Origin of the sequence: Paenibacillus taichungensis, from assembly GCF_047302525.1 — a bacterium.
GTDB lineage: Bacteria > Bacillota > Bacilli > Paenibacillales > Paenibacillaceae > Paenibacillus > Paenibacillus taichungensis_B.
Map to the genome: position 1 here is coordinate 6,428,244 of NZ_CP168020.1, position 11,906 is coordinate 6,440,149.

10 protein-coding genes and 1 riboswitch are annotated in these 11,906 nt (G+C 48.7%); of the genes, 4 read left to right on the forward strand and 6 right to left on the reverse strand.

The features are described 5' to 3' along the window. Positions 1-164 precede the first annotated feature (164 nt). The 3 genes from ACDJ58_RS29195 to ACDJ58_RS29205 are packed head-to-tail and all read left to right on the forward strand — an operon-like array spanning position 165 to position 1,336. Positions 165-530 carry a glyoxalase superfamily protein gene (locus tag ACDJ58_RS29195; protein WP_413374212.1) on the forward strand — a complete coding sequence of 122 codons (366 nt, stop codon included), beginning with the start codon at positions 165-167 and terminating at the stop codon, positions 528-530. Positions 531-586: 56 nt separating this feature from the next. Further along, positions 587-1,135 (forward strand): helix-turn-helix domain-containing protein, encoded by a 549-nt coding sequence (locus ACDJ58_RS29200; RefSeq protein ID WP_064641803.1) that lies wholly within the window; start codon positions 587-589, stop codon positions 1,133-1,135. 15 nt (positions 1,136-1,150) lie between these two features. Continuing rightward, positions 1,151-1,336, forward strand: coding sequence for a hypothetical protein (locus ACDJ58_RS29205; protein WP_413374213.1), 186 nt, complete (start codon positions 1,151-1,153; stop codon positions 1,334-1,336). Between the two features lie 19 nt (positions 1,337-1,355). Here ACDJ58_RS29205 and ACDJ58_RS29210 read toward each other — a convergent pair whose 3' ends face one another. The 5 genes from ACDJ58_RS29210 to ACDJ58_RS29230 all read right to left on the reverse strand — a co-directional run bounded on the left by ACDJ58_RS29210 (position 1,356) and on the right by ACDJ58_RS29230 (position 5,793). Continuing rightward, positions 1,356-2,075 carry a 3-ketoacyl-ACP reductase gene (locus tag ACDJ58_RS29210; protein WP_064641804.1) on the reverse strand — a complete coding sequence of 240 codons (720 nt, stop codon included), beginning with the start codon at positions 2,073-2,075 and terminating at the stop codon, positions 1,356-1,358. A gap of 84 nt (positions 2,076-2,159) precedes the next feature. Next, positions 2,160-3,062, reverse strand: a complete 903-nt coding sequence (locus tag ACDJ58_RS29215; RefSeq protein ID WP_413374214.1) for a DUF4097 family beta strand repeat-containing protein — start codon at positions 3,060-3,062, stop codon at positions 2,160-2,162. Positions 3,063-3,064: 2 nt separating this feature from the next. Next, entirely contained in the window at positions 3,065-3,652 is a 588-nt protein-coding gene (locus tag ACDJ58_RS29220) for an HAAS signaling domain-containing protein (protein WP_413374215.1), read from the reverse strand. Continuing rightward, positions 3,645-3,974 (reverse strand): PadR family transcriptional regulator, encoded by a 330-nt coding sequence (locus ACDJ58_RS29225; protein ID WP_076287486.1) that lies wholly within the window; start codon positions 3,972-3,974, stop codon positions 3,645-3,647. Before ACDJ58_RS29225 ends, ACDJ58_RS29220 begins: the two co-directional genes overlap by 8 nt. A gap of 274 nt (positions 3,975-4,248) precedes the next feature. Further along, a complete protein-coding gene (locus ACDJ58_RS29230) occupies positions 4,249-5,793 on the reverse strand; it encodes an FAD-dependent oxidoreductase (protein WP_413374216.1) in 1,545 nt (514 codons plus the stop codon). Between the two features lie 380 nt (positions 5,794-6,173). Here ACDJ58_RS29230 and ACDJ58_RS29235 point away from each other — a divergent pair, with 380 nt between their 5' ends. Continuing rightward, positions 6,174-8,993: a glycoside hydrolase family 3 C-terminal domain-containing protein gene (locus tag ACDJ58_RS29235; RefSeq protein WP_413374217.1), complete on the forward strand. Its 2,820-nt coding sequence runs from the start codon at positions 6,174-6,176 to the stop codon at positions 8,991-8,993. Positions 8,994-9,096: 103 nt separating this feature from the next. On the opposite strand, the gene metE is transcribed toward ACDJ58_RS29235, so the two are convergent. Beyond that, positions 9,097-11,445, reverse strand: a complete 2,349-nt coding sequence (metE, locus tag ACDJ58_RS29240) for a 5-methyltetrahydropteroyltriglutamate--homocysteine S-methyltransferase (protein WP_413374218.1) — start codon at positions 11,443-11,445, stop codon at positions 9,097-9,099. Between the two features lie 219 nt (positions 11,446-11,664). Continuing rightward, positions 11,665-11,863, reverse strand: a riboswitch (cobalamin riboswitch). Between the last annotated feature and the right edge of the window lie 43 nt (positions 11,864-11,906).

The window sequence follows — 11,906 nt, forward strand, 5'->3', positions numbered from 1 at the left end:
TATTCTTATTGATGAACAAAATTTATCATGATTCCATTGTAGGGTCAATATTTTTTTTGTATTATGAAAATATGTTCCGTATAAGAAATCTATAATGGTCTATAACGATGTATCCGGCGGATCGCCAAAGTAATCCACATATTACTCCCAAGGACGTGATAATAATGGTTAACGGAATCGTACCTATTCTGAGGATATTTGATGAAGACAAGGCGAAAGAGTTCTACCTGGAATACCTGGGTTTTCGAATGGATTGGGAACATCGGTTTGAGCCAGATTTGCCGCTATATATGCAGGTATCTCTGGATTCCATTCAATTGCATCTATCTGGACATCATGGCGATTGTACGCCTGGAGCGGCATTACGAATAGAAACGGATGCGCTCGATGCATTATGTGACGAGCTCAATCGGAAAAAGTACAAGTATTCCAGACCTGGCATTACCGATACACCGTGGAACCTAAGGGAAATGACAGTGATTGATCCGTTTGGCAACCGGATTGTTTTTTATGAACCTAACGCAGAATAAGATTGAGTATTGAGTATACAGATCGGATAAACAGATCAAAGGGGGAGGATTGCAACATGGATATTGGTCTAGCCATTCGTACGATCCGCAAACAAAAACAGATCACCATCATGCAAATGTGCGAGGGTACGGGGCTATCCAAGGGGTTTATCAGCAACGTGGAAAATAATAAAACATCACCGTCCATCGCGACGCTCGAAAGTATCGCGGATTATCTGGAAGTGCCACTGCCATACTTGCTGCTGTCACCGGAGCAGCGGATGAACGTGGTGCGCAAGGATGAGCGCAAGGAGACGACTGCCGGAAGCGGACAAATCAAGGTACAGCATCTAACGGCAAAGGGCGCTATGCGCATGTCCATTGTGGAGCTGCCAGCAGGTGCATCGACTGGAGTTAATAAGCACGCTGGAGAAGAGAGCCATCTTGTTCTGCAAGGCCGAATTCGCGCAGAGCAGTGTGAGGATGTAGAGATTCTGGAAGCGGGGGATTCATTCAGCTGGAATGCCATCGTTCCCCACGAAGTAACCAATATTGGGGAGGAGCCCGCGGTAGTACTGATCGCCGTGTCCAAGGAGTTGGATTTGGACCATTTGTGGAACGCATAAACAGAGGATAGTGAAATGGAGAATGAGAGAAGTAACGCTGCATTAATCATAAGGGTAGAGAATCAGCGTGATGAATCGTATTCGGACACGATGGCGGCTGCTGAATATGTAAAAGGCCGCCCAGAGGTTTCTCGGGCGACCGGATGGCGACGGAGTGCATCATTAGAAATGGTTGCTTCTGTCATTCATTATTCTCTTTAAATGGTCTGACTGATCCTGCTTACTGTGGATTAGTTGTCCAGATGCCTGCGGCTTTAACAAATACACGATCCGACAGCTTGAGGGTGGCCAAGGCCAGTTCAGCTACGTCTTCCGCTTGCATCATGCGGTCTTCGTCTCCGATTTTGAGTCCGGCATTGGTTGCCAGCTCCGTGTTCACTGTACTTGGTGTTAACGCAGTAACACGGATATTCGATTTGCGTACTTCCTGCATCAGGGATTCGGTCATGCCGAGCAGTGCGAATTTGGAAGCACAGTAAGCTGAGCCTGTAGCAAAGCCACGCTCGCCTGCGGTGGAGGCGATGTTGATAATGCTGCCGCTGCTTTCCTTAATCATGCTTGGCAGTACAGCACGAGTTACATAGTATGTACCCATGACATTAACATGCAGGATACGTTCCCACTCTTCCGGGTCCATGTCCAGCAGTGTACCGAAGCTTGCAATGCCTGCATTGTTGATCAGAATATCGACTGCACCAAGCTCCATCTCAATGGCCGCTACAGCTGCTTCGGCCTGAGTGCGATCGGAAATATCCGCAATGGCACTGGTTACTTTTACACCATATTCCTGGCTCAACGATTGCTGGAGAGCCTCCAGATCGGAGGCCGTCCGAGCGATAAGTCCGAGATGTACACCTTCCTTGGCAAGTGCTTCAGCAATGGCACGGCCAATACCTTTACCGGCGCCAGTGATGACAGCCGTTTTATTTTTAAGTTCCATGTGGGTAACTCCTCCTTAGAATTGGACTAGCATTTAATTATACTATATTACCCACAGTTCGAATATTTGCTTCATCATGATTTATTATGATTGCTTGATCTTGATACTGCCTGAAGTGGTGCGAGCTTTGATGACCTCACGGCTTACCATGGGGGAACCAGGTATATTTACATCACCGGAAGTGGCCTGTGCATCGTAAATGCCGTCAAAATCAGGCGCCGCCTGTATGGAAATATCTCCAGACTGTCCCGATACATCAATCGAACCGGAGATTTCTTGCTCGATCTTCACACTACCAGAAGTGAACTTAACATTTGCTGCACCGTTCAATTGCGTAATTTTGGTATCTCCCGACTGTACACTTCGGGTCACATCGCCATCAATGCCATTCAGCGTGAAACTTCCGGAAGTTTGTTTGATTTCCATATCTCCCGCAATTGCCGCAGCTTTAATGTCTCCTGAAGTTAGATCGAGTTGAATGGTTGGTACAGTAATGTCCTGAAGGTGAATGCTTCCAGACGTAGTGTTAAGGTCCAAGGTATTGGCATGCAGACCCTTCAGATCCAGATCACTGGAAGAAGAGACGATGTTAACTTCATCCAGCTGATGTCCTTCAGGTAACGCAACCGTGATCGTTTGCTGCTGATTATTCCAATAAAGGGTGAAAAATTGCAAACGCAAACGCTCTTCCTGGTTTAACGTAAAGGTTCCATCCGTGATCGAAGCCTGTTTAAAACCTTCAATTGTGGCCGGGTCCCACTTTCCGTCGACTTCAATGTAGCCATTGGAATCCGGACTGACAACGAATTCAATATCTGCGCTTAAGTTGGCATTCATCATGATATTGTGCAGCTCATCATTTTTGAATTCCCAACGTTTGGAGTAGGGTTCTCTCTGGTCTCCGAACTGAACTCCGTATATGGAGGTTCCGAGCAAACCGATGCCGATACATAGTACCGCTAAAGCAATCCATTTTTTGGTGCTCATGATTAGACATCCCCTTTCATCGTCTTTTGATTCCATCTTATATACTGAAGAGTGATCAACTTAAAGGCTTTAAACACCCATTTTGTCGCAATGGCGAATAGAATGCCTATACCGAATACTCCAATCGAAACGAACAATTCAGAATACTCGAAATGACCGAGATATAAGAAATCCACAGCAGCAGCAACTGGGGCTAATACCAGCAGCGACAAACTGGCAATGGTGAGCCATACCGACCACAGAGTCAATCCTAGCGGAATGGCCAATATGATGTTCAGGAAAAAAAGGCCGATTGCCGTGAAGAAGTTGCGTGCAGCTCGATTTCCCCTTTGCTGTGAACGCATTTCTTCGAATGTTGGTGCATAGAAGGGATCAGATCCTGGCGTCTGTGCATCATACCGATCACCGAGAGCTTCTTTGGCTATCTCGATTGGATGTCCCAGTTCACGTGCAATCTCTTCTTCCGATCTTCCTTCTCTCAATCCCATCTCAAAATGCTGTTCATAATCAGCGAGTAATTCTGCCCGTTCCAGCCGGTCCATCGGTCTTAGATGAATCTCCATTGCCTGCATGAATTGTTGTCTATTCATTTGGGGTACCTTCCTCTATAAGATTTGCGACATTGCGCACAAAACTATTCCATTCATTCGTGAGAGTCTTCATATAGTCACGGCCGGTATCAGACAGTTTGTAGTACTTACGTGGTGGGCCTTCACTGGATTCCTGCAGGTAAGTCGTACAATAGCCGTCATTGACCAATCTCCGCAAAAGGGGATACAGCGCACCTTCCGCCACTTCAATATGCTGGGATACAGCCTGAGCCAGTTCGTAGCCGTAACGATCCTGGCGGTTGATCAGCACGAGGACGCATAGTTCCAGCACCCCTTTTTTGAATTGAATATTAACATTCACTTGGGTTCCTCCTTGTTGCTCTATCCAATCACTAGTGTGTATTGTTCAGTAGTCGTGAATTCATCATAGCATCCGGTACTGTTTAATGCAAGGTAGTGATTTTAAAATAGTTCCGTATCACGATGTAGCGCTGAGTTGGACTAACTTCGTTTTCTCGCTAATTTATCTATAGATCAGCATACGCAAAACCCGAATCGGTTACTTCCGTCTGAAGACGGATTCCAATCCGGGTCTATGGGATGAAGATATACAACGATGGGGGTATCAGCTTAGTTTATTCTTGTGCTTCCAGCATCTTAAGGTCTTTCACGGCAGGGCCTTCAATGACTTTGCCTGCGTAATCGTAGCGTGATCCGTGGCATGGGCAATCCCATGAACGTTCTCCGGCATTCCATTCCACTTCACAACCCAAATGGGTGCAGGTGGTATCCACAAGAAAGAGTTTGCCAGTCGGGTCCTTGTAGGCGCCAGCACGTTTGCCGTCGTGGCGAACAACAGCCCCTTCATCGTTGCCGAGTTCTCCCGTGTTTTTGTGAATAATGCCGACTTTGCCAGAGATCAGTTCCGCAGCTACATTAACATTCTCTACAAGGAAGTTTTTCACACCAGGGTCTACCTTGAATCTTGCAGGATCAAATACTGCTGCGTAAGAGTTGTCCCGTCCGGTAATCCGGTCTGTAAGGATATGTCCAGCCATCGTTCCTGTGGTCATGCCCCATTTGGCAAAGCCGGTAGCCACATAGACACGTTCATGTCGTCCGGTAATTGGTCCAATATAAGGGACCTTATCGATGGAAATCAGATCCTGGGCTGACCAGCGGAAAGGGATGTTGCGAATGCCAAATGTATCGGCTGCATAGCTCTCCAAATTTTCATAATGACCGACGGTGCAAATGCCCTGTCCGGTTTTGTGATTTTCCCCTCCAAAGAGGATGTGTTCCTTCCCTTTATGAATGACGGTACGCAGGGATCGATAAGGTTCATCGTCAGAGATATACATGCCACCGGTGAAAGGTTTCTGAGGTTCAACAACAACAGCATAGGAACGTTCAGCGTGCAGCCGTGAAAAATAAAATCCGGGGTCATAGACCGGAAAATGGGAGGCAACAACGACATGTTCGGCCGTTACGGATGGACCATTCTCATATGTCCGCACATGCAGTGAGGCATCTTCCTCCACATCGGTTACCGTTGTATGTTCATAGATGCGTACACCTTGCTTGACTGCAGATTCCAATAGGTAATGTAAATAACTGAGCGGGTCAAAGCGAGCCTGTCCCGGCATCTTAATACCTGCTCTGGACGGAACAGGGATGGGAAGGGGATCAACCCATTGACCAGGAATATTCAGCTTGCCATAGGCTGTCAGTTCAATCTCCAGCTTCTTGAGATTCTCCTCAGATTGAATGTAGACATAGGCATCTTCCTCAGCCCACTGGCAATCAATCTGTTTCTCTTTTACCAGATCTCGCATCCATTTGGCGGCTGTTGCATTGCCTTCATAATACATGCGGGCCTGTTCTTCTCCAAAATGATGAAGCAATTCATCAAATATCACGCCATGCTGCGCGGATACCTTGGCTGTTGTATGGCCGGTTGTGCCATCCAGTACTTTTCCGGCTTCAAGCACAACCACACGCAGGCCCTTCTGGGCCAGCAAATAGGCTGTTGTGATACCTGCAATTCCTGCACCAATAATGGCTACATCGGCGGTTGTATTTTCTGTCAGTTTCGGATATTCATTGAATGTGTTTGTCGCTCTCCACAGGGATTCCGGTATGGAAGGCAAACCTGTCGGGGGCTGTTGATGTTCACTCACTCGAATCTCCTCCTTCAATATTCTTCTTCATTAAGGACTATGCTTAGCTCAATAAGTACGTCATATTTATACTCCTATCCATGATTACCATACTGTGCCAGAATAAAACGATTGTCCGCATACTTTCCTGAGGAAAGTTCACATTTTCCTGTGAAGCACCCCTGTTTTTTTTGCTAAACATGCTATATGATAGATTTATCGAAACCGTTTTAGTAAATGATATGAAGAGTTAACGACGGATCGTAAAGTGCTTGTTCTAAAAGGTTAAATCTTCGAATTGTGAGCTCGGATACATCAAGAATACATCATATTAATTTATCGATTATGTATCCGCTATCATTCTAAATAAATCAATGAATACCCAAAGGAGATTCCATATCATGACCAACCAAACGAAATATCCGTTTCAGGATACAACGCTCGAACTTGATATACGTGTAAAGGACCTCGTGTCCCGTCTGTCGGAAGATGAGAAAATTGAATCCATGCTTCAATACCAACCAGCAGTAGAGCGACTGGGTATCGCAGCATATAAACACGGCACAGAAGCAGCCCATGGCCTGGCCTGGCTTGGCGAAGCCACTTCCTTCCCGCAGCCGGTTGGACTAGCGTGCACATGGGATGCGGACCTGATGGAAGAGATCGGCTCCGTAATCGGAGACGAGGCACGTGTATTTTACAAACGCAATCCAGCAGTAAACGGTCTGACTCTGTGGGCACCTACGGTAGATATGGAGCGTGATCCACGTTGGGGTCGGAACGAAGAGGCTTATGGTGAAGACCCAGAACTGACTGCTGAACTGACAACGGCGCTGGTTAAGGGAATCCAGGGCGACCATCCGAAGTATTACAAGGCGGTTGCCACGTTAAAGCATTTCCTTGCAAACAATAATGAAGTGGACCGTGGCAGTGGTTCATCGAGCATTGATCCGCGCAACATGCGTGAATATTATCTGAAAGCGTTCGAGAAACCGTTCAAAGAGGGCGGCGCGCAGTCAATGATGACCGCGTACAACTCTATTAATGGTACACCAGCATTGCTGCATCCGTTTGTAAACGAAATTGTGAAGGGCGAATGGGGCATGGATGGCTTCATCGTAAGTGATGCAGGGGATGTCATGGGGATCAAGAACGATCATAAATACTATGATTCGCACACACCAGGAACAGTGGAATCCGTCAAAGCCGGAATTGACAGTATTACCGATGATGCGGATCTGTCGAAACAGGCGCTGCGTGAAGGGCTGGAGCAGGGCACACTCACGATGGAAGATATTGATCTGGCATTGTTTAATACGTTCCGTGTGCGTTTCCGTTTGGGTGAATTCGATCCGGCTGAGGGCAATCCATATGCTTCGATTGGTGAAGAAGCGATGATGACGGAGAAGGCGAAGGTCCTGTCACTGAGAGCAGCGAGAGAACAAGTTGTACTGCTCAAAAATGATAAAGGCACGCTTCCACTGGATAAAACGAAATCCGGCAAAGTGGCTGTGATTGGCCAACTGGGCGGAACAGTCTATCGTGACTGGTATGCAGGCACTATGCCATATAGCGTATCCCCGCTTGAAGCGATTATTGGCAAAGTAGGCGGCGACAAGGTTGCATTCAAGGATGGCAATGATCGCATTACTTTGACTTCAGTGGCAAGCGGCAAGGCTGTCGGATTGGCTGAAGATGAGAAATCATCCATTATTGCTTCAGGAGATGCCGAGACATTTACACTGAGTGACTGGGGCTTTGGCAGTTACACGCTGAAGGCAGACAGTAATGGAAAATACCTGACGACGGATGAAGAAACGGTTACGGCATCGGCGGATGAAGTATATGGCTGGTTTGTGAAGGAAGTATTCCATCTGTTGCCACAACAGGAAGGAAGCGTGGGGCTGACGACTTGGAACGGTAAAACAGTAACGGCGCCCAATGGTGGAAACGATGCGTTTGCGGTATCCGAAGAGTTGAAATCTTTCGGTGCTACGGAAACATTCAAAAAGGATATTGTGGTGAATGGATTGGAGGAAGCGGTAGCGGCTGCGAAGGAAGCGGAGACGGCGATTGTATTTGTCGGCAACAATCCACTTGTGAATGGTAAAGAAGAGATTGACCGTCCAAGTCTGGATCTGGCTGAATCCCAGCAGCGTCTGGTTGAAGCCGTGTATGCAGCGAATCCAAATACCGTTGTAGTTATCGTGGGAAGTTATCCGTTCACATCCAACTGGGTACAGGAGAACATCCCGGCTGTATTGTATACATCCCATGCAGGACAAGAGTTGGGGAACGCTGTCGCTGACGTATTATATGGCGATTATGCGCCAGCAGGCCGTCTGAATATGACGTGGGTGCAATCGGCAGATCAGCTGACCGATATCAGGGACTACGATATCATTCAATCGGGACGTACGTATCAGTACTTTGAAGGTGACGTACTGTATCCATTCGGACATGGATTAACGTATGCATCGTTTAAATACAGCAATTTGGAGCTGAATCCGGCCCAGGCTGGAGTCGATGAAACCATCAATGTACATGTGGACGTGACGAATACAGGAACGATCGCCAGTGATGAGGTTGTACAGTTGTACGTGCGTGCCGGACAGTCCCGTGTGAAACGTCCACTCAAAACGTTAAAAGGTTTCCGTCGTCTTCATATTGAAGCTGGAGCTACAGTGAAAGTCAGCTTCACACTGCCAGTTCAAGAACTGGCGATCTGGGATGTAACCCGTGATCGTTATGTGGTCGAAAGCGGTACCTACTCCATTATGGTGGGCAAATCTTCTGCCGATGTTCAGCTTGTTGCTGACCTGGCAGTACAAGGTGAGACCATTCCTTCACGTAATCTGGGTGTGGCTACTCGCGCCGAGAATTACGATGCATACTTCGGTGTGGATCTGGATGAGAGCAAGGAAGGCGGAACTTCTGTCCGTGTGATTGGTGAACAAGGCTGGATTGTCTTCAAGGATGCAGATCTGGGCAGCAATGCAGCAGCGCTTGAAGCACGTGTATCATCAGAGCAGGCAGATGCGGTATTGGAAGTTCGACTGGGCGCACCTGACGGTACAATGGCAGGACGCGTGGAACTGGCACAGGGTGAGGCACAGCAGTGGTCCACGGTTAAGGCAGACCTTCAAGGCGTATCAGGTCAACAAGATGTATACCTTGTGTTGTCCGCAGGAGTACGTGTTAGCCATTTCGAGATTCGTTAAGTCGGATAAAAAGATATTAGCCAGATAAACAAATAGAATGATGGTAATTGAAAAAGCCTCCAAAGGAATTCGGAGGCTTTTTGTTTGCATTCACAAGCTTCGTTTAGATTGAGGAGTCAGCGGTTACCCGTTCTCTTGCTGTACGAGCAGCGTCTACCATAATGCTCAATGCATCTACAACTTCGGCTTTACCACGTGTTTTCAGTCCGCAGTCAGGGTTTACCCAGAACAGATCTGCTGGCAGAACTTGAAGTGCACGCTCAATCATATTCAACATCTCGTCCTTGCCTGGAACACGCGGACTGTGGATATCGTATACACCAAGTCCGATGCCTTTGTCATACGTATTCTGCTCGAAGCTGCCTACCAGTTCCCCATGGCTACGGGATGTCTCGATCGAGATCACATCTGCATCCAGGTCGCTGATGGCTTCAATAATATCATCGAACTCGCAGTAGCACATGTGGGTATGCACCTGCGTTGTTGGTTTTACGGTTGCAGTAGCTAAACGGAAGGATTCCACGGCCCATTGCAGGTACTCATCCCACTTGCTTCGTTTGAGTGGAAGTCCTTCACGCAGAGCTGGTTCATCGACCTGAATCATCTCAATGCCTGCTTGCTCCAGCGCTTCAACCTCGTCCCGAATGGCGCGAGCAATCTGGTAGGATACTTCACTGCGTGGAATATCCGAGCGGACAAAGGACCAGTTCAGGATCGTTACCGGACCTGTGAGCATGCCTTTTACCGGTTTGCTGGTCAGTGTCTGGGCATAGGCCGTTTCTTTCACCGTCATCGGTTCATTGAACAGCACATCTCCGTAGATTACAGGTGGCTTCACGCAACGTGAGCCGTAGGATTGTACCCAGCCATTTTTGGTGAAGGCGAATCCAGTCAGCTTCTCGCCGAAAAACTCGACCATATCGGTACGTTCGAACTCACCGTGTACCAGCACATCCAGACCGATTTCCTCCTGGATGGTAATCCACTCCTGGATCTGTTCACGCACATAAGCGTCATATTGCTCCGCATTCCATTCCCCTTTACGGAAGAGTGCACGTGCTTTGCGCACGTCCGCCGTTTGCGGGAAGCTGCCAATGGTTGTCGTTGGCAGCAGCGGGAGCGACCATTTCTGCTGCTGCAATTCGCGTCGTTCCTGGAATGACGTGTTGCGAAGCAGCTGCTCGTCAGCGTGCACCCCAGCAGGCGCACCACTCAGGCGTGTCCTTGATTCGGACTCGCTCAGCAAGCGCACCGCTTCGGTGCTTGCCTGGGCGCGGCGGCTGGCTTCAGCCAAAGCCGCTGCTTGGTCCGCCTGCTTTGCACCGCCGGACAACAACGTGCCGAGCGTCGCAATTTCCTCCAGCTTCTCGTCGGCAAAGGCCAGGGCATTGCGCAGTACCGGATCAAGCGCGCTCTCCTGAGCGGCAGTAACCGGTACATGCAACAGGCTGCAGGAAGGCTGAATAATCAGCTTGCCTTCGGCTGCGAATTCAGCCACCTGCTCCAGCAGCTTCGCCGTCTCTGCGAGATCGGCGCGCCAGATGTTGCGCCCGTCGATGACACCGGCGCCCAACCATTTATCCTGCGGGAAGCCATGCTCCCGCAGGCTGGCCAGGTTGCCTTCATAGCCGTGGACCAGGTCCAGGCCGATTCCGGCTACAGGCAGAGCTGTCACGACCGGATAAGCTTCCACCGATTCGAAATACGTTTGAAGCAGCAGTTTCAATTCCGGTGCGGCTTCTGCCAAGGCAGCATACACCTGTTGCAGCAAGGCTTCATCTTCGGAAGAGACAGCCAGCGTCAGAGCAGGCTCGTCGATCTGTACCCACTGTACGCCTTCTGCTTGAAGCTCAGACAGAAGCTGGGCGTATACTGGAACGAGGCGTGTGACGATCTCTGCGAAGCGTTCCGCGTCATAGCCTTTGGCGAGCCGTACATACGAGTACGGGCCGACAACGACTGGTTTACCTTCCAGCCCAAGCTCCTGCTTCGCTTCGCGATAGGCGGCAAGGGGTTTATTTTCAAGCAATGCAAATGCAGTATCATTATGAATCTCAGGTACGATGTAGTGATAGTTGGTGTTCAGCCACTTGGTCATCTCACAGGCTGTTGCCTGATCATTACCCCGGGCCATAGCGTAGTAGGTAGATACGGATACTGGTCCGCCTGAATGGTTAAAACGCCCAGGAACGACGCCAAACATCGCGGATACGTCAAGAATATGATCATAGTAGGAGAAGTCGCTCACAGGAATCAGATCGAGCTGCTGTGCCTGCTGTTTCTTCAGATCCTGCAACCGAAGTGTGGTCAACTCCTGATGAAGCGTAGATTCATCGATTCGGCCAGCCCAGAAGGACTCCAGTGCTTTTTTCCATTCGCGTCCCGCACCGATGCGGGGGTAACCGAGGTTGCCTGTCAGTACTTGTGGTTGTTGTTGCTGTGATTGCGACATGTAAAATTCCTCCTCATTTATAATAAGTGAACTCATCAAGTTGAAGCTATTGTGGTGTGTTTCTTTTGAAAGCATCAAAAAAAGGCATTCCTTCCGATTCCATATCCCGAGAAACAGGCATCATGAATGACGACTGTGCACAAAGATAGAATGGGAAAGAACACCTGCTATAAGTAGTTGTAGCGGTTGCTCTAACACCTTCCTATCTTCCGTAGGTCATACGATGCTGTCGAAACAGGCAGGTCTCCTGGCTTGCGGATCATGATCATATGCATTCCTTCCCGGTTGCTACACCAGTGGATTATATGCACAGACTCCCCGTATACAGTGGCGGGACCGCGACGGATTTACACCGTGCTTCCCTTTTAAGCCTGTCCACGCATTTAGCGCGGTCGGCACCTGTTTCCGTGTGCAGAAATGTGCGTACACATCTCCGGCTATGAAATTGGTGACCAAGCATA

Coding starts and splice junctions, on each gene's coding strand:
- ACDJ58_RS29195 (WP_413374212.1), top strand. CDS start 165: ATGGTTAACGGAATCGTACCTATTCTGAGGATATTTGATGAAGACAAG.
- ACDJ58_RS29200 (WP_064641803.1), top strand. CDS start 587: ATGGATATTGGTCTAGCCATTCGTACGATCCGCAAACAAAAACAGATC.
- ACDJ58_RS29205 (WP_413374213.1), top strand. CDS start 1,151: ATGGAGAATGAGAGAAGTAACGCTGCATTAATCATAAGGGTAGAGAAT.
- ACDJ58_RS29210 (WP_064641804.1), bottom strand. CDS start 2,075: ATGGAACTTAAAAATAAAACGGCTGTCATCACTGGCGCCGGTAAAGGT.
- ACDJ58_RS29215 (WP_413374214.1), bottom strand. CDS start 3,062: ATGAGCACCAAAAAATGGATTGCTTTAGCGGTACTATGTATCGGCATC.
- ACDJ58_RS29220 (WP_413374215.1), bottom strand. CDS start 3,652: ATGAATAGACAACAATTCATGCAGGCAATGGAGATTCATCTAAGACCG.
- ACDJ58_RS29235 (WP_413374217.1), top strand. CDS start 6,174: ATGACCAACCAAACGAAATATCCGTTTCAGGATACAACGCTCGAACTT.
- metE (WP_413374218.1), bottom strand. CDS start 11,445: ATGTCGCAATCACAGCAACAACAACCACAAGTACTGACAGGCAACCTC.